Origin of the sequence: Sporosarcina thermotolerans (assembly GCF_030067815.1) — a bacterium.
Lineage (GTDB): Bacteria > Bacillota > Bacilli > Bacillales_A > Planococcaceae > Sporosarcina > Sporosarcina thermotolerans.
Map to the genome: position 1 here is coordinate 781,859 of NZ_CP125968.1, position 20,856 is coordinate 802,714.

Annotated in this window: 24 protein-coding genes, 5 tRNA genes and 5 pseudogenes; 31 read left to right on the forward strand and 3 right to left on the reverse strand. The window is 42.5% G+C overall.

From position 1 onward, the window contains the following. The 22 genes and pseudogenes from rpmD (at position 1) to QNH10_RS04485 (ending at position 14,115) form a co-directional block, all read left to right on the forward strand. Positions 1-183: a 50S ribosomal protein L30 gene (rpmD, locus tag QNH10_RS04385; protein ID WP_060203446.1), complete on the forward strand. Its 183-nt coding sequence runs from the start codon at positions 1-3 to the stop codon at positions 181-183. 33 nt (positions 184-216) lie between these two features. Continuing rightward, positions 217-657: a 50S ribosomal protein L15 gene (gene rplO, locus QNH10_RS04390; RefSeq protein WP_283733657.1), complete on the forward strand. Its 441-nt coding sequence runs from the start codon at positions 217-219 to the stop codon at positions 655-657. Continuing rightward, positions 657-1,948, forward strand: a pseudogene (secY, locus tag QNH10_RS04395) (preprotein translocase subunit SecY). The gene rplO and the pseudogene secY overlap by 1 nt, the downstream one beginning before the upstream one ends. Before the next feature lie 54 nt (positions 1,949-2,002). Next, positions 2,003-2,656: an adenylate kinase gene (locus tag QNH10_RS04400; protein ID WP_283733658.1), complete on the forward strand. Its 654-nt coding sequence runs from the start codon at positions 2,003-2,005 to the stop codon at positions 2,654-2,656. Between the two features lie 92 nt (positions 2,657-2,748). Further along, positions 2,749-3,084 (forward strand): hypothetical protein, encoded by a 336-nt coding sequence (locus tag QNH10_RS04405; protein WP_283733659.1) that lies wholly within the window; start codon positions 2,749-2,751, stop codon positions 3,082-3,084. After that, on the forward strand, positions 3,084-3,302 hold the full coding sequence (infA, locus tag QNH10_RS04410) for a translation initiation factor IF-1 (RefSeq protein WP_060203457.1): 219 nt from the start codon (positions 3,084-3,086) through the stop codon (positions 3,300-3,302). The genes QNH10_RS04405 and infA overlap by 1 nt, the downstream gene beginning before the upstream one ends. Positions 3,303-3,343: 41 nt before the next feature. Beyond that, positions 3,344-3,457, forward strand: a complete 114-nt coding sequence (rpmJ, locus tag QNH10_RS04415; RefSeq protein ID WP_076758849.1) for a 50S ribosomal protein L36 — start codon at positions 3,344-3,346, stop codon at positions 3,455-3,457. A gap of 24 nt (positions 3,458-3,481) precedes the next feature. Continuing rightward, the gene (gene rpsM, locus QNH10_RS04420) at positions 3,482-3,847 is read left to right on the forward strand and encodes a 30S ribosomal protein S13 (protein WP_283733660.1); all 366 of its coding nucleotides are present in this window, start codon (positions 3,482-3,484) and stop codon (positions 3,845-3,847) included. Between the two features lie 25 nt (positions 3,848-3,872). Next, on the forward strand, positions 3,873-4,262 hold the full coding sequence (gene rpsK, locus QNH10_RS04425) for a 30S ribosomal protein S11 (RefSeq protein WP_009499031.1): 390 nt from the start codon (positions 3,873-3,875) through the stop codon (positions 4,260-4,262). A gap of 136 nt (positions 4,263-4,398) precedes the next feature. Beyond that, positions 4,399-5,343, forward strand: coding sequence for a DNA-directed RNA polymerase subunit alpha (locus tag QNH10_RS04430; RefSeq protein ID WP_147057420.1), 945 nt, complete (start codon positions 4,399-4,401; stop codon positions 5,341-5,343). A gap of 28 nt (positions 5,344-5,371) precedes the next feature. Beyond that, positions 5,372-5,752, forward strand: coding sequence for a 50S ribosomal protein L17 (gene rplQ, locus QNH10_RS04435; RefSeq protein WP_283733661.1), 381 nt, complete (start codon positions 5,372-5,374; stop codon positions 5,750-5,752). A gap of 399 nt (positions 5,753-6,151) precedes the next feature. Beyond that, a pseudogene (locus QNH10_RS04440) lies at positions 6,152-6,996 on the forward strand (energy-coupling factor ABC transporter ATP-binding protein). Further along, positions 6,972-7,837, forward strand: a pseudogene (locus QNH10_RS04445) (energy-coupling factor ABC transporter ATP-binding protein). The pseudogenes QNH10_RS04440 and QNH10_RS04445 overlap by 25 nt, the downstream one beginning before the upstream one ends. Further along, positions 7,837-8,639, forward strand: a pseudogene (locus QNH10_RS04450) (energy-coupling factor transporter transmembrane component T family protein). The pseudogenes QNH10_RS04445 and QNH10_RS04450 overlap by 1 nt, the downstream one beginning before the upstream one ends. Continuing rightward, positions 8,640-9,386: a tRNA pseudouridine(38-40) synthase TruA gene (gene truA / locus QNH10_RS04455; RefSeq protein WP_283733663.1), complete on the forward strand. Its 747-nt coding sequence runs from the start codon at positions 8,640-8,642 to the stop codon at positions 9,384-9,386. It abuts the pseudogene before it with no gap. Between the two features lie 168 nt (positions 9,387-9,554). Beyond that, complete coding sequence (rplM, locus tag QNH10_RS04460; RefSeq protein WP_283733664.1) at positions 9,555-9,992, forward strand: 50S ribosomal protein L13; 438 nt, start codon at positions 9,555-9,557, stop codon at positions 9,990-9,992. 19 nt (positions 9,993-10,011) lie between these two features. After that, positions 10,012-10,404: a 30S ribosomal protein S9 gene (rpsI, locus tag QNH10_RS04465; RefSeq protein ID WP_283733665.1), complete on the forward strand. Its 393-nt coding sequence runs from the start codon at positions 10,012-10,014 to the stop codon at positions 10,402-10,404. Between the two features lie 141 nt (positions 10,405-10,545). Then, the gene (locus QNH10_RS04470; protein ID WP_283733666.1) at positions 10,546-11,760 is read left to right on the forward strand and encodes a NupC/NupG family nucleoside CNT transporter; all 1,215 of its coding nucleotides are present in this window, start codon (positions 10,546-10,548) and stop codon (positions 11,758-11,760) included. 72 nt (positions 11,761-11,832) lie between these two features. Beyond that, positions 11,833-12,129 (forward strand): rhodanese-like domain-containing protein, encoded by a 297-nt coding sequence (locus tag QNH10_RS04475; RefSeq protein ID WP_283733667.1) that lies wholly within the window; start codon positions 11,833-11,835, stop codon positions 12,127-12,129. Positions 12,130-12,266: 137 nt separating this feature from the next. Then, positions 12,267-12,653 (forward strand): N-acetylmuramoyl-L-alanine amidase, encoded by a 387-nt coding sequence (locus QNH10_RS20435; protein WP_347177984.1) that lies wholly within the window; start codon positions 12,267-12,269, stop codon positions 12,651-12,653. Beyond that, positions 12,643-12,978 (forward strand): N-acetylmuramoyl-L-alanine amidase family protein, encoded by a 336-nt coding sequence (locus QNH10_RS20440; protein ID WP_347177985.1) that lies wholly within the window; start codon positions 12,643-12,645, stop codon positions 12,976-12,978. Before QNH10_RS20435 ends, QNH10_RS20440 begins: the two co-directional genes overlap by 11 nt. 78 nt (positions 12,979-13,056) lie before the next feature. Continuing rightward, entirely contained in the window at positions 13,057-14,115 is a 1,059-nt protein-coding gene (locus tag QNH10_RS04485; RefSeq protein WP_283733668.1) for an Mrp/NBP35 family ATP-binding protein, read from the forward strand. 15 nt (positions 14,116-14,130) lie between these two features. Here the strand turns inward: QNH10_RS04485 and gerD are convergent, their stop codons facing one another. After that, positions 14,131-14,760 (reverse strand): spore germination lipoprotein GerD, encoded by a 630-nt coding sequence (gerD, locus tag QNH10_RS04490; RefSeq protein WP_283733669.1) that lies wholly within the window; start codon positions 14,758-14,760, stop codon positions 14,131-14,133. Positions 14,761-14,902: 142 nt separating this feature from the next. Between gerD and QNH10_RS04495 the strand changes: the two are divergent. Continuing rightward, a pseudogene (locus QNH10_RS04495) lies at positions 14,903-15,584 on the forward strand (KinB-signaling pathway activation protein). Between the two features lie 173 nt (positions 15,585-15,757). Here the strand turns inward: QNH10_RS04495 and QNH10_RS04500 are convergent. After that, positions 15,758-15,961 (reverse strand): hypothetical protein, encoded by a 204-nt coding sequence (locus QNH10_RS04500; protein WP_283733670.1) that lies wholly within the window; start codon positions 15,959-15,961, stop codon positions 15,758-15,760. Continuing rightward, positions 15,958-16,422, reverse strand: coding sequence for a polysaccharide deacetylase family protein (locus tag QNH10_RS04505; protein WP_283733671.1), 465 nt, complete (start codon positions 16,420-16,422; stop codon positions 15,958-15,960). The genes QNH10_RS04500 and QNH10_RS04505 overlap by 4 nt, the downstream gene beginning before the upstream one ends. Before the next feature lie 179 nt (positions 16,423-16,601). Here QNH10_RS04505 and QNH10_RS04510 point away from each other — a divergent pair. From QNH10_RS04510 to rocF, 8 genes are all read left to right on the forward strand, one after another. Then, a tRNA-Asn gene (locus tag QNH10_RS04510) sits at positions 16,602-16,676 on the forward strand. Positions 16,677-16,683: 7 nt separating this feature from the next. Then, positions 16,684-16,759: transfer RNA gene (locus QNH10_RS04515), tRNA-Thr, on the forward strand. 97 nt (positions 16,760-16,856) lie between these two features. Continuing rightward, a tRNA-Glu gene (locus tag QNH10_RS04520) sits at positions 16,857-16,931 on the forward strand. 47 nt (positions 16,932-16,978) lie between these two features. Continuing rightward, positions 16,979-17,063, forward strand: a tRNA-Tyr gene (locus QNH10_RS04525). A 43-nt stretch (positions 17,064-17,106) separates the two neighbouring features. After that, positions 17,107-17,180: transfer RNA gene (locus QNH10_RS04530), tRNA-Gln, on the forward strand. A gap of 527 nt (positions 17,181-17,707) precedes the next feature. Next, complete coding sequence (locus tag QNH10_RS04535; RefSeq protein WP_283733672.1) at positions 17,708-18,064, forward strand: PAS domain-containing protein; 357 nt, start codon at positions 17,708-17,710, stop codon at positions 18,062-18,064. Then, positions 17,962-19,809, forward strand: coding sequence for an EAL domain-containing protein (locus QNH10_RS04540; protein WP_347177986.1), 1,848 nt, complete (start codon positions 17,962-17,964; stop codon positions 19,807-19,809). The genes QNH10_RS04535 and QNH10_RS04540 overlap by 103 nt, the downstream gene beginning before the upstream one ends. A 74-nt stretch (positions 19,810-19,883) precedes the next feature. After that, positions 19,884-20,789 carry an arginase gene (gene rocF / locus QNH10_RS04545; protein ID WP_283733674.1) on the forward strand — a complete coding sequence of 302 codons (906 nt, stop codon included), beginning with the start codon at positions 19,884-19,886 and terminating at the stop codon, positions 20,787-20,789. Positions 20,790-20,856 lie beyond the last annotated feature (67 nt).

Consider the following 20,856-nt stretch of genomic DNA (forward strand, 5'->3'; position numbering starts at 1 on the left):
ATGGCAAACAAACTTGAAATCACCCTTACGAAAAGTGTAATCGGCGCGAAGCCGGCACAACGTAAAACAGTTGAAGCTCTCGGTCTGCGTAAGTTAAATCAGACGGTTGAACATCAAGACAATGTAGCGATTCGTGGCATGATCAACAAAGTAAGCCACTTAGTCACTGTTAAAGAACAATAATGCACATTTTCGAAATAAGGAGGTGCCGATAAAATGAAATTACACGATATGAAGCCAGCTGAAGGCGCACGTAAAGCACGTAAACGCATTGGTCGTGGAATCGGTTCCGGTACAGGTAAAACTTCCGGTAAAGGTCATAAAGGACAAAACGCTCGTTCGGGCGGTGGCGTTCGTCTTGGATTTGAAGGTGGTCAAATTCCACTATTCCAAAGACTTCCGAAGCGTGGATTTACGAATATTAATCGTAAAGAATATGCAATCGTGAATTTAGACGTACTTAATCGTTTTGACGAAGGTACCGAAGTTACGCCTGAATTGCTAATTGAAACTGGAATCGTGAGCAATGAAAAATCAGGAATTAAGATTCTTGGAAATGGGACTCTTGAGAAAAAGATTACTGTCAAAGCTCATAAATTCTCTGCTTCTGCTAAGGAAGCCATCGAGAAAGCGGGCGGGCAAACTGAGGTGATTTAATGTTTCAGACAATCTCCAACTTTATGCGCGTTAGAGATATCAGGTCTAAAATCATTTTCACACTATTGGTGCTCATCGTATTCAGACTGGGAGCATTCATTCCTGTCCCGAACGTTGATGCAACTGCTTTGCAACAAACAAACAACCAATTCATTGGATTACTTAACACATTTGGCGGTGGAGCGTTACAGCAGTTCTCCATCTTCGCGATGGGGATCATGCCTTACATCACCGCTTCCATTATTGTGCAATTATTGCAGATGGATGTCGTTCCGAAATTCAGTGAGTGGTCTAAGCAAGGGGACGTTGGAAGCGGAAGCTTGCACAATTCACAAGATATTTCACAGTTATCCTAGCATTTATCCAAGCGATTGCCATGTCATTCGGGTTTAACCAAATGTTTGGCGGTACTTTGATAAAAGACGAAGGAATCTCCACATACGTGGTAATTGCGATTGTCTTGACAGCCGGTACATCATTCCTGCTTTGGCTTGGTGAGCAGATTACTGCAAAAGGAGTTGGGAATGGTATTTCCATTATCATCTTCGCAGGTATCGTTTCAGCTATTCCAAACGCAGTAAACCAATTGTATGCATCACAAATTCAAGATGCGGGTGACGCTTTGTTCATTCGAATTGCTACGATGGTATTATTATTGATTGTCATTGTTGCAGTCATTGTTGGGGTTGTTTATGTACAAGAAGCACTCCGTAAAATACCAATTCAGTATGCAAAACGTACGACTGGCCGTGGTCAAACAACGGCTGGACAACAAACTCACTTGCCATTGAAATTGAATGCTGCAGGGGTAATTCCGGTAATCTTTGCTGTGGCGTTTTTCATCACTCCTCAGCAAATAGCTACATTCTTCGGCGAAAACAGTGTGACAAATTTCATTACAAGAACGTTCGATTATAATGAACCGGTTGGAATGATTCTTTATGTAGCATTGATCCTTGCTTTCACATATTTCTATGCTTTCATCCAGGTGAATCCAGAGAATATGGCAGATAATCTGAAAAAGCAGGGCGCCTATATCCCGGGCATTCGTCCAGGACAAAATACACAAAAATATTTAACAAGCACTTTGTATAGATTGACATTCGTCGGCTCGATTTTCCTTGCTGTCGTTGCAATCATGCCGATTTTCTTCATCAATTTAGCGAATCTTCCACAGTCGCTTCAAATTGGCGGAACAAGCTTGCTCATCGTCGTAGGGGTTGCCCTTGAAACAATGAAACAACTTGAATCACAACTTGTGAAAAGGCATTACAAAGGGTTTATGAAATAATATTCATAATAGGCGGGCAACCTCTATTATGAGTAAGGATGGAGGGCAAGACGTATGAATATCGTATTAATGGGTCTGCCGGGTGCTGGTAAAGGCACACAAGCAGATAAAATTGTCGAAAAGTACGAAATCCCTCATATTTCTACAGGCGATATGTTCCGTGCTGCGATTTCGGAAGGCACGGAACTTGGAGTCAAAGCAAAATCGTTCATGGATCAGGGTGCACTTGTTCCTGATGAGGTTACAATTGGCATTGTTCGTGAACGTTTAAGCAAATCCGATTGCGATAACGGATTCCTACTTGATGGTTTTCCTCGTACAGTTCCTCAAGCAGAAGCACTCGATGCATTGCTTTTGGAGATGGATAGGAAAATTGAACATGTTCTTAACATTAAAGTAGAAAAAGATGAACTTATTGCAAGATTGACCGGTCGCAGAATTTGCAAAGTATGCGGCACATCCTACCATTTGCAGTTCAACCCACCAAAGGTTGAGGGCATCTGTGATAAGGATGGCGGGGAACTTTATCAGCGAGCGGATGACAATCCGGAAACTGTCACGAACCGTCTGGAAGTAAATATGAATCAAACAGCACCGCTCTTGGCGTTTTACGACAACAAAGGCGTGCTGACGAACATAGATGGACAAAAAGACATCATTGATGTTTTCAAAGATCTGGACGCTATCTTACAAGAAAGTGCTCAGTGATCCTTTCCGGACGCAATTCATGCACGCCATATTGCGGGCAGACTTCTCTTATTGCACGGAAAGAGCGTATAATTAACGAGCTGCAAAAGCATATGGTGCCCGGTATAGGAACTGGTGATAATCCACAAGTGGCACTGTTTCGGGTCGTCATTAATGCACATGCCAACTTCAGTGGGTATAATGTATTTGGTGTCCGAAACTGTGTAGCCAGTATGGATAGAACCAACGGCAAATCCGTCGTTTGTGTCTATTCCAATACGATTTTCCACAACAAAAGTCGGGGACTGACTTACGGGAAACGAAGTGTGACAGACGTCTTTCGAACATCACTCATGCAATCCGGACATATGTTGAAGGAAGCTTTGAAGGCGACTGCTGCCGCTCGATGGTTAAAACCTTTATTGGATATAGAAGGGAGACAGGATTGATGGCGAAGGACGACGTAATTGAAGTTGAAGGTACCGTAGTCGAAACGTTGCCGAACGCAATGTTCAAGGTAGAGTTGGAAAATGGTCATACGATTCTTGCACATGTTTCAGGCAAGATCCGCATGCACTTTATCCGTATCCTGCCTGGTGACAAAGTGACGATGGAACTCTCACCTTATGATTTAACACGCGGTCGTATCACATACCGTTTCAAATAATAACTTTTGCAACTCCGGAATATTGAAGGAGGTTGGGTAAGATGAAAGTAAGGCCATCTGTAAAACCGATCTGTGAAAAATGTAAAGTTATTCGCAGACGCGGCCGAGTAATGGTAATCTGTGAAAATCCAAAACATAAACAAAGACAAGGCTAATACAAAGGGAGGTGCACTATCTATATGGCACGTATTGCTGGTGTAGACGTACCGCGCGATAAGCGCGTAGTCATTTCATTGACATACATTTTTGGAATTGGAAAAACAACTGCACAAAAGGTTCTTGCTAACGCTGGTGTTTCTGAAGAAACTCGTGTTCGCGATCTTACTGATGCAGAACTTGATAAAATCCGTGAGCAAATGGACGGTTTGAAAGTTGAAGGGGACCTTCGTCGTGAAACTTCCCTTAACATCAAACGTTTGATGGAAATCGGAAGCAACCGAGGCATCCGTCACCGTCGTGGTTTACCGGTTCGTGGTCAAAACACGAAAAACAACGCACGTACACGTAAAGGTCCTAAACGGACTGTAGCTAACAAAAAGAAATAATAGGTAAAGGAGGTTTTCTGTAGACATGGCACGTAAACAACAAACTCGTAAACGTCGTGTAAAAAAGAATATTGAAACTGGTATTGCACATATCCGTTCGACGTTCAACAATACAATCGTAACGATCACTGATAGTCATGGGAATGCACTTTCATGGTCAAGTGCTGGTGCACTAGGATTCAGAGGTTCTCGTAAATCAACTCCGTTTGCTGCACAAATGGCTGCTGAAACAGCTGCTAAAACAGCTATGGAGCACGGCTTGAAGTCTTTGGAAGTTACTGTAAAAGGACCAGGTGCTGGTCGTGAAGCTGCAATTCGTTCACTACAAGCTGCAGGTCTTGAAGTAACTGCAATCAGAGACGTAACTCCGGTTCCACATAACGGATGCCGCCCACCAAAACGCCGCCGTGTATAATGGTTTGTTCTCCAATTGATTGAAAAGCACAATTTTTGGTAAAAATGAATTGTGTGATTGTTTTATATATCTTTTTGATAATCGATTTCAATATGGAACGGCCTATATCCTAGACGTTTTGAAGGAGGGTAAATGCATGATCGAGATTGAGAAGCCGAAGATTGAAACAGTTATGATCAGTGAAGATTCCAAGTTCGGAAAGTTTATTATCGAACCGTTGGAGCGTGGATATGGAAATACTTTAGGGAATTCCTTGCGCCGCATTCTTCTTTCCTCATTGCCAGGAGCTGCCGTGACATCTATCCAGATCGACGGGGTTCTTCATGAATTCTCTACAATTGAAGGTGTCGTTGAAGACGTTGCAACAATTATTTTGAATGTGAAGAAACTTGCTCTCAAAATCTATTCAGATGATGAGAAAGTGATTGAAATAGATGTGAAGGGTGAAGGCACAGTCACTGCTGCGGATATTACTCATGATAGTGATGTCGAAGTATTGAACCCGGAACTTCAAATTGCAACACTTGGTAAAAACGGTCATCTACGTATGCGTATGTACGCTGTCCGTGGTAGAGGATATGCACCTTCTGATCAGAACAAACGTGAGGATCTTGCGATTGGTGTTATTCCGATCGACTCTATTTACACTCCAGTTTCACGCGTCAATTTCCAAGTCGAGAATACTCGCGTAGGTCAAAGTACTAACTTTGATAAGTTGACGTTTGATATTTGGACAGATGGCAGTATCGGTCCGAAAGAAGCTGTTTCGCTTGGAGCAAAAATCCTGACGGAGCATCTGAACATTTTCGTTGGCATGACTGACGAGGCACAAACTGCTGAAATTATGGTAGAAAAAGAAGAAGATCAAAAAGAGAAAGTTCTTGAGATGACTATCGAAGAATTGGATCTATCAGTGAGATCTTATAATTGCCTAAAACGCGCAGGCATCAATACTGTACTCGAACTTGCGAACAAGTCCGAAGACGAAATGATGAAAGTGCGCAACCTAGGCCGTAAATCACTTGAAGAAGTGAAGGCGAAATTGGACGAGTTGAACCTTGAGTTGCGCTCGGAAGATTAAACAACTAGATTGAAGGAGGGAAACTTCTATGGGTTACAGAAAACTTGGACGCACAAGTTCACAACGTAAAGCAATGCTTCGCGACTTGGCTACAGACCTAATCGTGCATGAGCGCATTCAAACAACAGAAGCGCGTGCGAAAGAATTACGTTCAGTCGTTGAAAAAATGATTACTCTTGGTAAACGCGGTGACTTGCATGCACGTCGTCAAGCAGCACAATTCATTCGTCGCGAGTTGGTAACAACTGCTGATGAAGAAGGTAATGAGAAGGAAATCTTTGCAATTCAAAAGCTTTTCGATAACGTTGCACCACGTTACGCAGATCGCCAAGGCGGTTATACTCGTATCATGAAAATGGGACCTCGTCGCGGAGACGGAGCACCTGTTGTTGTAATCGAGTTAGTTTAATAATGCGTAGGGCGCCTGCCTAAACGCGACAGGCATAAGACGGATTGGCGAAGCGGCATTTTTTGCTGCACAGCCAAGATGGCTTATGACCCGAGCGTTTGGCGCCCGGAGCTGGAATGTAACAACAAAAGGGTGTGTCTGGCATACGCACAGCCACACCCTTTTCTTATCTAAATGATTTATACGACAAATATTAAAAGCTGAGTGTTACGATCGACGGTATAGCCGATCGGTCTAGCTCTACGCATCTCATCCGCTGATCCGGATTGAGCACCCGGCATCAGAATAGATAAAAGCGCATTCTTCGGATGAGGTGCGCGCTTTTTTTATTTATACTCAGAAATTGTTGTAGTATTCTTGTTTTTTATACATAATCGAAGGAAACCGGAGGTGAAAGATGTGAAAGAAATTTTATCATTGGATCATGTTTCCTATACATACGAATCTGTTGAAGGTGAGTCCCGTAAGGCGGTTGATGATGTGTGTTTCACCGTTTGGGAAGGGGAATGGATTGCGATTGTTGGTCATAATGGGTCGGGTAAATCAACATTGGCTAAATTGATGATAGGTCTTTTATTCCCCGAAGCTGGTAAGCTTAGTGTTTTCCTCGAAGAACTGAACACTGAAAACCTATGGGATATCCGTTCCCGGATTGGCATGGTTTTTCAAAATCCGGATAACCAATTCGTAGGTTCGACTGTTCAGGACGACGTGGCATTCGCACTCGAGAATAACGGTGTTCCGTTTGAACAGATGGTGCCAAGGGTCCATGATTCGCTTGCTCAAGTGAACATGGAAGAATTTCTGGATCATGAACCCCACCACCTCTCGGGGGACAAAAACAGCGGGTGGCTATTGCAGGTGCACTTGCAATGCGTCCCAAGCTTCTGATTTTAGATGAGGCGACTTCTATGCTTGATCCACAAGGTCGAGATGAAGTGATTAAAGTCGTTGATGAATTAAAACAAACAACCGGACTCACTGTTATTTCGATTACACATGATCTTGAAGAGGTGCTGTTGGCTGACAAGGTCATCGTCATGAATGATGGGAAGATGATGATGAGCGGAAAGCCTGAAGAAATATTTTCTCATGACGAGCAACTTGAGGCGATTGGGTTGGACTTGCCTTTCGCATCAAGACTATCAAGATTACTCCGTGAGGAAGGTATTGCAATACAAGGTCAACATACGACGGAAAAAGAGTTGGTGAATGAACTATGGACATTTCACTGCAACAAGTAGGATATTCATATGCATCAGGGACACCATTTGAAAAAAGGGCGTTGCATGAAGTGAATGCCACTATTAAATCGGGCTCCTATACAGCGGTCATTGGTCATACTGGGTCTGGTAAATCGACATTGCTTCTTCATTTAAATGGTCTTCTGAAACCTACCGAGGGAACGGTACGCGTTGGGGACGTCAACATAACTGCCGGCACAAAAGCTAAAGAATTGAAAGAAATACGCAAACGCGTCGGCATTGTCTTCCAATTTCCGGAGCATCAACTGTTTGAGGAAACTGTGGAGAAGATATAATGTTTGGTCCGATGAATTTCGGAGTTCCTGCCGAAGAGGCAAGGCGCCGTGCTCATGAGCTGATCAAATTACTTGGATTGCCAGAAGACGTTGCAGAAAAATCACCTTTTGATTTATCTGGTGGGCAAATGCGCCGGGTGGCGATTGCAGGAGTCCTTGCTTTTAAACCATCCATATTAATCTTAGATGAACCAACTGCAGGACTTGACCCGCGTGGACGGAAAGAAATCATGGAATTGTTCAATAGACTACATGAAGAAGAGGGTTTGACTACCATACTTGTCACGCATAGTATGGAAGATGCGGCCAAGTATGCGGATCACATACTTGTCATGCATGAAGGGCGTTCAGTGATGGCTGGAACACCCACAGAGGTGTTTAGTGATGCTGAACGGTTAAAGACCTTCCGTCTTGGCCTGCCGCGTTCTGTGGCGTTCCAGCGCGACTTTGAGAAGCTGACGGGAAAGCCGTTAGGCAAGTTGGCGTTAACCGAGGAGCAACTCGCTTCTGGAATTGCCGCCGCCTTGAAGGATGGTGAGCAATAATGTTGGAGAAAATGATTTTGGGCGATATGTGCCAGGAGACTCATTCATTCATAAATTGGATCCAAGGTCTAAACTCCTTTTCGTTTTTCTATTCATCATTGCGGTCTTTTTAGCGAATAATACATTTACCTATGCACTCATTCTTACATTTACATTGTTCGTTATTTTCATTTCCCGGATTAGATTATACTTTATATTAAACGGACTAAAGCCGATCCTCTTCTTAATTGTTTTTACATTTCTCATGCACTTTATCTTCACGAAGGAAGGTGCAGTGCTTGTAGATTTGAAGTTTTTGAAAATACATGAAGAAGGGGTTCGGCAAGGGATTTTCATTTCAATCCGTTTCCTTGTACTCGTTCTTATGACGACTGTGTTAACATTGACGACTTCACCTATTTCAATCACGGATGGGATGGAGACATTATTGAATCCCTTAAAGCGCATTAAATTGCCGGTCCATGAATTAGCGTTGATGATGTCGATTTCATTGCGCTTCATTCCTACTTTGATGGATGAAACGGATAAAATATTGAAGGCGCAGCTAGCGCGAGGATCCGATTTAACGAGTGGGACGATAAAGGAGAGAATCCGAGCTGTTGTGCCGCTTCTTGTTCCCTTATTTGTGAGCGCGTTCAAAAGGGCGGAGGATCTTGCAATCGCGATGGAAGTGCGGGGATATCGCGGTGGAGAAGGAAGGACGAGGTATCGCCAGTTGAATTGGCAAGGACGCGATACATTGGTTATCATCGTTTTTATCATTTTGGTAGCCGCTCTCGTTTGGTTGAGAGGAGGTAGCTGAATGAAACGGGTAAAGGCCACAGTCGCTTATGATGGCACGGATTTTGCGGGATACCAATCTCAGCCGAATATGCGGACCGTGCAATCTGTTATCGATAAAGCGCTTGTTAAGCTTCACAAGGACAAATCGATCTATTCGGTAGCAAGTGGACGGACGGACGCCGGTGTACATGCCTTTGGACAAGTGATCCATTTTGACACGCCGTTAAATCTGTTTCCTGACCGTTGGCGGATGGCGTTGAATGTTTTATTGCCGAAGGATGTAAGAGTTGTTGACGTTGAATTTGTGGATGATGAATTCCATGCGCGCTATTCTGCGACGGGAAAGACATACATGTACAAATGGTCAAGAAGTGAGATACAAAGTCCTTTTGAAAGGAATTATGTAGTTCACCTTGGGAAGTGGCGTCCGGATATTGAACGGATGCGTGAGGCTGCCACGTATTTCATAGGGACGCATGATTTCACAAGCTTTTGCTCTTCGAAAACAGCAACTTCAAGTAAAGTACGGACCGTACGTGAACTAACAGTTGTTGAGCAAGGCGAAGAGCTAATCATGACGATTGAAGGCGATGGTTTTCTATACAATATGGTACGGACGATTGCAGGCATGCTTTTCGCTGTAGGCATTGGTTGGAACGAGCCATCAGACATGAAAGAAATGATCGAGGCTAAGGATCGTAAAAAGGTAGGCAAAACAGCGCCAGCACACGGTTTGTACCTGATGAACGTGACGTATGAGGGCTGAGCCAACTTTTCCTGGCGTTTTCTTAGAAAGTGCTTGACTTCTGAGCGTATTCGATATAAGATGATTAATGGTATTTCAATAACCCCACAATAAGCCCCGGAAAGTTTATTTGTGTTTAGGGATAGAGAAAACAACGGAACAGATTGATATTTTTAGGAGGAAACATAAATGCGTACAACATTCATGGCTAAAGGTCACGAAGTAGAGCGTAAATGGCTCGTTGTCGACGCTGAAGGACAGACGCTTGGTCGTCTTGCTTCTGAAGTTGCAGCGATTTTGCGCGGCAAAAACAAACCTACGTTCACACCACACGTTGACACTGGTGATCACGTGATCATCATCAACGCTGAGAAAATCCAATTGTCTGGGAATAAATTAAAAGATAAAATCTACTATCGCCACTCTGGCTATACTGGTAATATGAAACAACGTACTGCGCTTGAAATGCGTACGAACTATCCAACTAAAATGTTGGAACTTGCGATTAAAGGGATGCTTCCAAAAGGCCCACTTGGTCGTCAAACAATCAAAAAACTTCATGTCTATGCTGGAGCGGAACATCCACATACGGCACAAAAACCAGAAGCATACGAGCTTCGTGGATAATTAAGAGGAGGAAACACCTTTGGCACAAGTACAATATATCGGCACTGGCCGTCGTAAAAGCTCAGTAGCTCGTGTACGTCTCGTTCCTGGCGAAGGCAAAATTGTCGTCAACAACCGTGACGTAGAAGACTACGTACCATTCGAAACACTTCGCGAAGTAATCAAACAACCACTTGTAGCGACTGAAACACTTGGCAGCTATGACATCCATGTAAACGTCCACGGTGGCGGTTACACAGGACAAGCAGGCGCTATCCGTCACGGCGTAGCTCGCGCTCTACTTACTGTAGACCCTGACTTCCGCGGCGTATTGAAATCAGCAGGATTGCTAACACGTGACTCACGCATGAAAGAACGTAAAAAATACGGTCTTAAAGGCGCTCGTCGTGCACCACAATTCTCAAAACGTTAATATTAGTTTTACCAATGTTTACAGCCTCTTCCCGAGTATTCGGGAAGGGGTTTTTTATTTATTTCATTGATAAAACGAATATCCTTCCACCAATAGCGGGAGACTAATCGATATCAGTTCAAATATGTTAGGGGAGATACTATGCAATACATCTGGGGGATTTTTGGCATCATTGGGATATTAGCGATTGCATGGTGCCTGTCAACAGCGCGAAAATCCATCAACCCAAGAACGGTTTTCGGAGCATTGGCGATACAAATTATTTTTGGTTTTGCAGTGTTGAAATGGGAGTTCGGAAGGACAATTTTGGAATTTATTTCAGGGGTCGTCCAAAAAGTGATTGACTCATCCAACGCTGGAATTCAGTTCTTGTTTGGCGGCGTGTTGGGGGTTGAGGGTGTGGGTTTCACCTTCGCGTTTCAAGTGTTACCGATTATCATTTTCTTTGCTTCCTTAATAGGGGTACTCTATTATTTAGGGATTATGCAGTTTGCGACGAGAATTGTCGGCGGACTTTTGGCAAAAGCCCTAAAGACAAGTGAAACCGAATCAATGTCGGCGGCTGCCAATATCTTTCTTGGACCAACAGAAGCCCCGTTAGTTGTAAAACCTTATATCGAAAAAATGACTAAATCAGAGTTGTTTGCAGTAATGGTAGGGGGGATGGCCTGCGTATCGGGTGCAGTGTTAGGCGGTTATGCTTTGTTAGGTGTTCCTATTGATTATTTATTAGCTGCAGCTTTCATGGGTGCACCTGCAGGATTATTATTTGCGAAAATCATTGTCCCTCAAACTGAAACATTGAACACAGCTGAAAATGTTCGGATGGTCAAAGATGAGGAATCTAAAAACATTATTGATGCAGCATCTCGCGGGGCGATGGATGGATTAAAAATAGCAGTCGGTGTAGGTGCACTGTTACTTGCATTTATATCCCTAATCTTTTTAGCTAATGTGATTATCGGAGCGATTGGCGGACTTTTTGGGTATGGTTCATTAACGATCGAACAGATATTAGGTTATCTTTTCTTCCCACTCGCCTTCCTCATTGGAGTTCCGTGGGATGAAGCATTACAAGCCGGTTCATTTATAGGCCAAAAATTTGTACTGAACGAATTCATTGCCTACACATCTTTTGCGCCGGAAATAGTCAACCTCTCACCTAAAAGCGTTGCTATGATCACTTTTGCGCTATGTGGCTTTGCCAATCTCTCAGCGTTGGCCATGCTCGTCGGAGGTTTAGGTGGAATGGCCCCGTCGAGAAGAAAGGATATTTCCGAAATGGGATTACGTGCAATCATCGGTGGAACGCTCGCCAATCTGTTAAGTGCGGCTATTGTGGGGATGTTTATCTAACCCTGATTCAAAGTACTGGACTATACACATCGCACTTATTTAAGATGGGGGTGTATACAAGGAGGATCTGACATGAAAGAAATAACGACAGAAGAATTACAAGAACAACTAAAAACTGGAGCGGTTCTTCACATGATCGACGTGCGTGAAGATGATGAAGTAGCACAAGGAATGATTCCGGGAGCTATTCATATCCCGCTTGGTGAGTTGTTAGGACGTCTGGATGAAATCGATCAAGCTAAATCGTATATTATGATTTGTCGATCCAGTGGACGTAGTGGCCGGGCATGTGAATTTTTAGAAGACCAAGGATATGACGTTACAAACATGGTTGGCGGCATGCTGGATTGGCACGGAGAAGTTAAATAACTATTTGAAACGAGGGGGGCCACTGCGGCCTCCTTTTTTCAAATTGGCACGGCTTATCCATAAGAAAATACAAGCAGCCATATCTAATCATATCTTGGCCCATTTCTGCGTATAGTGTGGAAAAGGCGGTGTGGAATTTGAAGCGATGGCTGATCGTCGGATTATTATTTGCGACCTCTCTTCTAGTAGTAATTTATGGAGTGAAGGCTTCGGACCGTGGGTTTTTCATGCCCGAGCAGTTAGGTGGGGTTAAGATCGTTATTGACCCGGGACATGGTGGATTGGATGGAGGAGCTTCTTTCGGGGATGTGATTGAAAGGGACATTACCTTGAAAATTGCACATGACTTGAAAAAGAAGCTTGAAAAGAAGGGTGCAATGGTTGTGATGACACGTGAAAAGGAAGGCGATGCAATTGCGGAACACGCACCAGGTGAAAAGTTTGGAACAATCCGGCAACGAAAGCTTGCAGATTTAAAGTTGCGGGAGAGCATAGCCATTGAGGAATCCCGATATGTTCCTTAGTGTACATGTCAATGCAATTCCTCAAGAAAAATGGAGAGGCTCTCAAGTGTTTTACCATGCTGAAGGACACCCTGGTGGGGAATTACTAGCTAAGTCAATTCAAAGCTCTTTCCGTAATACGCTAAAGAATACGGATCGTGAAGCACTGTCCATAAAAGGTGTATATTTGCTGAAAAAGGTTCCGATGCCTTCTGTTCTCATTGAAACTGGATTTATTTCCAATCCCGAAGAGCGGGCGCTTTTAACAGATCCGGCTTACCAGTCGAAGGTGGCAGATGCCATTATTGAGGGAATCGTCCAATTTTACCTCTCTGAAGAAAATTGAGGGCGATTACTGACTTTGTGTGGGATTCACTATGGTATACTTAGAGGTGATCGAATAAACCTCTAAGGAGTGGCCAAATTGATAAATGAACAAATTGTCCGTGACGTTGTAGGCGAGTTAAAGGATCCGTTTTTACATAGAACACTTGCGGAAACTGATGGGATTATCAGCGTATCGGTTAAACCGGAGAAGAAGCATGTCAGTGTAAAATTGGCCATCGCCAAAGTCAACACGGCGGAGCAAATGAATTTACAAATGAAAGTGGTTGAAGTCATCAAAGCTGCAGGCGCTGAATCGGTTGGTATCCGATTTGAACAGCTGCCACCAGCTGCACTTGAAAAATTCCGTGGAACAGCAAATGAATCGGAAGCACAGGATTTACTCTCACCATTAAATAATATTGAATTCATATCCATTGCATCAGGGAAGGGTGGGGTTGGTAAATCCACCGTTTCCGTCAATTTAGCAGTATCACTTGCCCGTCTTGGTAAAAAGGTTGGTTTGATTGACGCAGATATTTACGGCTTTAGTGTGCCGGATATGATGGGGATCACTGAGTTGCCTGTCGTAAAAGAAAATAGGATTATTCCGGTTGAGCGTTTTGGAGTAAAAGTAATATCGATGGGATTCTTTGTGGAAGACAATGCGCCTGTAGTATGGCGTGGACCGATGTTAGGGAAAGTGCTTGACCAATTTTTCCGTGATGTAGATTGGGGCCCGCTTGATTATTTGATACTTGACTTGCCACCTGGCACGGGAGATGTCGCACTTGATATCCATCAAATGATTCCTTCATCAAAAGAAGTTGTCGTTACGACTCCACACCCTACAGCTGCTTTCGTAGCCGCGCGTGCTGGGGCAATGGCGCTTCAGACTGATCATTCGATCCTTGGAGTCATCGAAAATATGGCTTGGTTCGAGTCGAAAGTAACTGAAGAGAAGGAATACGTTTTCGGTCAAGGTGGAGGAACACGTCTTGCTGAAGAATTGCGTACTGAACTATTAGGGCAAATCCCTCTTGGTCAACCAGACTGGAGTGAAACGGATTTCGCACCTTCTGTCTATGCTCAAGATCATCCAATTGGAAAAACCTATGCGAAAATTGCTCAAGTGATTATAGATAAAACACAAAAATAAAAGCGGAGATGGAGGTCATTTGCCTCCGCCTCCGCTTTCTCCACCTCCACCTCCACCTCCACTGCCACCGCCACCGCCTTGCCCGCCACCAGATTGTCCGCCTGATTTCCCAGTAGGAGCCACTTCGCCGGCTTTCAATATTAATTCCTGCCACTTTGCTTTTAATAAAGGACTGTTAATCGTCTCTTCAATTGATTTCTCCATTTGTTTTTTCATACCGGCCGATTGCAAGATCGTCTCAAGTTGCTTTTGCATATCTGGTTGTCCAAAAAACTCCACCATCTCATTTTGAAAAGATGAGTCATTTATTAACTTTTTCATAATATCTTGTTGTTGATCTTTCATACTTTTAGCAAGTGCCTCTGAAAACTTCGGATCTTCAAAAGCATGCTTCCAAAATTCCTGACCTTTATTCGATAATAATGTATCCTCAATCGACTTCTTCACTTCCGGCTGTTCTAATACAAGTAGCTCACGGAATTCTGCTTCACCAAGCATTTTCCGAATAGCTTTTTTCCCATCCTCTGTCTGCAATGCATCCGTCATCATTTTTTTCATCTCATCGTAATTCGGAGTTTGTTGCTGCATGCTACATCCCGACAAGAGTATGGCAAGTACAAGTAAATGAACCCATTTTTTCTTCATGGAATCAATTTCCCTTCCGATTGCGTTTTCATTTATTGTTCACAAAATAGGAGAGAATATGCATCTGATGCTCAACTAAATAGATTTTTCAACAAAACGTTGATACACTATAATAAGCAATTGAAAAACGGGGAACTATATCGTGACCATACGAAATTGGATAAAATTCTTTTTTAATGCATTGATAATCGGAGGACTTGTCACGGCTATCATCGGGTTGATAGTTCGTTGGGAGTTTTTCTCGCAATATTTGTCAAACGGGGAGTATTTGGAGTTTCTTGGTGCCTTTATTTGGATGATTTTTCTTGGGTTTACGATGAGTGTCGTTGCTCAAATGGGCTTCTTTGCTTACTTGACGGTGCATCAATTCGGTGTCAATTTGTTTAAATCATTGACATTATGGAATTGGGTACAGTTATTGATCATTGCAGTCGTACTTTTTGACCTAATATTTTTCAGATTCCAGCTGACAGAGGGTAATACAGGGCGCACTCTTTTGTATATAACATTGTTAGTTTCATTGCTTGCAGTTTCCATTGTAACTGCTTATTTCAAAGCAAAATGGACAAAAAAAGCACACTCTTATTTCAGCATTGTTTTTCATGATTGTTATTACGACCCTTGAGTGGCTGCCAGCGTTGATGGTACGTTCAGGAAACATCGATTCGTGGGTAACAATTTTATTATTCCCACTTCTTGCAGTAAATGCCTATCAGATTCTTATGTTGCCTAAATACAATCGCCAGTCCGATGAAGATAAAGCAAAACTTGATGCTCGAAAGAAAGCAAGAAAAGCAAGTATGAAAACGGCCAAAGCAAAATGAATAAAAGCACAGTACCCCTGACGTGGGGTACTGTGCTTTTATTCATTGTTTTTTTGATCGTCCAGCTTCGGGCGCCAAGAGCTCGGGTCATAAGTCGAAGTTAGTGCGTAAACCGCCACTTCATATCTTCGTCTTATGCCTTTCGCCCCTAAGCAGGCGCCCTACGCTTTTGGTTAATCAGGTATTTTCTTCGTCTTGATTGACATATTAAACAGAACATCCTCCAAAGATTTATATTGGCGGCTTTCATTGAGCGTAATTAAATCAGCCAACGTAACGCGATCTTCACGAAAATGCGGTATTGAAATGATTTCACCTTCCAAAACGGGAGGCGGTTCACCCCTGCTCCATTGTACAGTGGAACCAAGCGCATTCACTTCTGTATCCCAAAGAGCATTGCGTAAAGAGTGGGGAAAAACTCGTCCGAAGTCCTGAACCATAATGGTTTCGAACCGAATAATTCCTCGTATTTTTCCAACTGCCCAATGAGAAGAGGAGTGTTTTGTTCATACTCCGACCCCGCATGTCCCAACAGACCGGTCGGAATATTACGTTTCTTGATCATTTCTACAATTTCTGGAAAGCGATCTGCCCAGTCCATATCAAGAAGAAGTAAAGGATAAGGAGCTTTCAATTCACGAATCAACTGCTCCACTTCCTCATCGCCAAAGGAAATATTGATAGTCAATGCAGAACCTGACATCCCTCTGACGATGACCTCATGCGGCTCGTCCGTCAACCTGAATACCGATTTTAGGGAATCAGTGTTAGGTATGCCTGGAAAGATCAAGGCGGCGGCAGTGCAAACGAAAATGAGTAGTATTAATTTTGTTCTCAAGTCACATCCCCTTTGAAACGCAATCTATAAATTACTTTATGACAAAGGCTTGACCAATATGATTGGAACATGCTACTATGAAAAAGTCGTTGAGGCATAGTTTGGAAAAATAGTTGATTCGTTTTGGATTTTAAGCTATACTATGTTTTGTCGTTGGAATATAAAAATACTATTACGATTCCGCAGTAGCTCAGTGGTAGAGCAATCGGCTGTTAACCGATCGGTCGTAGGTTCGAGTCCTACCTGCGGAGCCATTTTTATGCTTCCATAGCTCAGTAGGTAGAGTGCTTCCATGGTAAGGAAGAGGTCACCGGTTCGAATCCGGTTGGAAGCTCCAGTGATCTTAAAGAAATTCAGAAATAGGGTTGCATACTGATTTCAAATTTGTTACTATAACATTTGTGCGATTCGCACACACCATTTCCATTATCAACGGCCCCTTGGTCAAGCGGTTAAGACACCGCCCTTTCACGGCGGTAACACGGGTTCGAATCCCGTAGGGGTCACCATGTTTGTTCCTTTTAAAAAGATGTGCAGCTTATCATAATTTTAACCTGGTGGGGTAGCGAAGTGGCTAAACGCGGCGGACTGTAAATCCGCTCCCTCAGGGTTCGGCGGTTCGAATCCGTCCCCCACCACCATTTATACATACACCTGGGAAGCAGCTTATCACGATTTTAACGTTGGGGTATAGCCAAGCGGTAAGGCAACGGACTTTGACTCCGTCATTCGTTGGTTCGAATCCAGCTACCCAGCCAATCATTTTTTTCGCAACACGAAAAAAATGATTTGCGAGTAATACCGAAAGGTATTAGGAGCAAAAGGTTTTGAACTGCGAGTAACACCAAAGACGTAAAGAGCAAATGGTTTAATTACCAAACCAATAAAAACCTATTAAAAACAATTCACCCAACAACCACATACATCACAAAACCAAAACCCTTCCATAAATGAAAGGTTTTTTTATTTCTCCAAAACCCCCTACAAGTTCAAAAAAAATTCAAACATCCAACTTTCAATTACAAAATTGGCAGGTAATATAAAAGGTATTGTATAATAGAAACACTTATAAAATAATGGATACAAAAGTTTAAGTTAATGCTTGAATTTATGCACCAATACCTAACAATTTGTTTTTTGATTATTGATCAACTTAAAAACTTTACTATTGTATGGAAAGTATTTTTAGTTGGTCAGATATCAGCAAAGGAATTTTCCTAACGCAAATACGTAATTCAATTTGTATTGTATCTATGGTTTTCAGACTGGAGGAAAGTAATATCCTATGCATGATTATATTGAAATGATGCAAAAAATGACGGGTGCTGGAAATAAGCAAGATGTAGAGAAAATGTTAGGTGATATTGCATTCGCTTTGGACAAATCAGCCATCGTCGCCATCACCGACCGTACCGGGAAAATCACTTATGTTAATGAATTATTTGTGAAAATGTCCAAATATAAATCCCATGAATTGATAGGATCGACCCACTCGATGATCAACTCAGGCCTTCATTCGAAACAGTTCTTTAAAGACATGTGGGCGACAATCGGCCGGGGGATATATGGCATGGTGAAATTCGGAATCGAGCAAAGGACGGAAGCTTCTATTGGGTCGATACGAAAATTGTACCTTTTTTGAACGAAAAGGGGATTCCAAACCGTTACATCTCGATTCGATATGATATTACGGAACGAAAAAACTTGAAAGAGAAGATACTCAAAGATGCGGAAGTGTATCGGTTAATAACTGAAAACGCCTCTGATTTTATTTCCGTAATCGATCTTGAAGGCAACTTCCGTTATGTGTCCCCAAACCATGAATCATTATTAGGGTATGACCTGAGTAAACTCCAACACACCAATTTCAATACGATTGTGATGGACGGGGATCATCCTGCATTAAACAGAGCGTTGCATTTGGCTAAATATTCCTCTACGGCAACGGTTGAATTCCGCATTATAGACAACAATCGTTCAGTTAGAATGATGAAAGTGAATTTGCATCTTATTAAGGAAAAAGGGGAGTATTTTAATCACCTTGTGGTAGCGATGCACGATATTACAATCCAGAAGGAATCTGAACAACTTATACGTGAATTGGCTTTTAAAGATCAGCTAACCTCACTGTTGAACCGCAAAGCATTCAGCGAAAAGCTTTATACAGTATTGGAGTCTGCTAAAAAAAGAGAATCCACATTAGGGTTGGTTTATTTGAACATAGACCGTCTTCGACATGTTAATGATTCGTTCGGACATAAAATTGGTGATTATGCTCTATCTGTTATTGCAAATCGTTTAAAAACAATTCTTAGCGATGAGGATATTATCGGTCGAATTTCAGGTGATGAGTTTTCCTTCACATTAAAGGATGTTAAAAATGAGGAGGAAGCAGAGCGCTTAACTGCTGAAATAAAGTCTCGCTTAGAAATGCCGATTCAGTCTAATGAAGAATCTTTCAGTATTTCCACAAGTTGCGGAATTGCACTTTTCCCCAAGCATGCCAAAACGCCAACGGATCTAATTATGAATGCTGGAAAAGCACTTCATTATGTAAAGGAGCATGGTGGCGGAGATTATCAAATGTTTGAGCCGGGAACCGCAGCTAAAACGTTGGAGCGAATCCTTTTGGAGAATGAATTACGAAAAAGTGTTCAAATGGGATATTTCACGCTTGAATATCAACCGAAAATGAATTTAGTGTATGGAGAATTATCCGGAGTTGAGGCGTTGGTTCGTTGGAATCATCCTGATCTTGGCCGTATTCCTCCCGATAAATTCATTCCTCTCGCGGAGGAAACTAAAATCATTCTACCTTTAGGTGAGTGGATTTTACGGGAGGCCTGTAAGCAGGCAGCCTTATGGAAACTTCAGGGCTATGCGTCAATTCCCATTGCAGTAAATATGTCAACGGTCCAACTTGAGGATCCGGAAATCGTAGAGACGATTGAAAGAATTATGTTGGAAGAGGGAGTAGGTCCTGAACAGATTGAGATTGAACTAACAGAAAGCTCCTTCGCGGATCGTGATGAAATGCGATATACCATTCAAAAAATCCGTGATTTAGGAATAGTGGTGGCTATAGATGACTTTGGAACAGGTTATAGTACGTTTAGTTACATTAAGGAATTACCTGCGGATATATTGAAAATCGACATGTCTTTCATTCGAGATATCGATGTGAATGAAAACAGCCAAGCCATCGTAAAAGCGATTGTTACATTGGCCGATACGGCGGGTCTGAACGTAATTGGGGAGGGAATAGAAACTATTGAACAAGTAGGAATCCTTCGGCGACTCGGTTGCAGGGAAGGACAAGGCTATTTGTATAGTAAACCCCTACCGCCCGATGAAATTGTATATATGTTTCCAAAAGTAGAAAGATGAATAAATATCCGTAAATTTGTCGAGTGAGCCATTCCCTTTAACAACTTATTATAAGTTTAAGGGGGTTGGTAAAATTGAGAAAGTTAGATATATCGATAATCGGTGTTCCACTGGACTACGGACAAAGCCGCAGAGGTGTGGATATGGGGCCGAGTGCCATCCGTTACGCAGGAGCCATGAAAAGATTGGAAGCTATTGGACATAGTCTTCAAGACGAAGGTGATATCCAAGTAAGCGTTATTGAAAATAAAAATCGTGAAGAAACAAATTTGAAAAACCTTGAAGAAGTTGTACAGGCAACAAGTGAACTTGCCAATCGAGTATCAAGAGTTATTGAGAATGGTAGGTTTCCGCTTGTATTTGGCGGTGACCACAGCATTGCTATAGGAACATTAGCTGGTTTAACTTCGAAATATAAAAACTTAGGTGTCATCTGGTACGATGCCCATGCGGATTTAAATACTGCAGAGACATCCCCGTCGGGCAATATTCACGGCATGCCACTTGCGGTATCCATGGGACTTGGTCATGAAAAACTTGTTAATATTTTCACAGATGGACAAAAAGTGAAGCCGGAAAACATTGTTATTATCGGTGCCCGATCAGTTGATCCTGGAGAACGTGCATTAATCAAGAAAAGAGGCATTAAAGTATATACAATGCATGAAATCGATCGTGATGGAATGTCGTCCGTTATGAAAGAGGCTATTGAATACTTGAAATGCAGAAACTTGGATGGGGTTCATCTGTCATTAGATCTTGATGGTTTGGATCCACTGTATACACCGGGGGTTGGGACTCCGGTTCCTGGAGGGATCAGTTACCGGGAAAGCCATTTGGCGATGGAAATGCTTGAGGATTCAGGAGTCATCACTTCAGCGGAATTTGTTGAAGTTAATCCGATTCTCGATGAAAAGAACAAAACTGCTGATGTGGCGGTTGGCCTAATGGGCTCACTTTTTGGTGAAAAATTATTATAAAAAAACTGCTTGGATATTTCCAAGCAGTTTTTTTATTGAAAGGATAAGGAAAAGTTTATCAATCTTT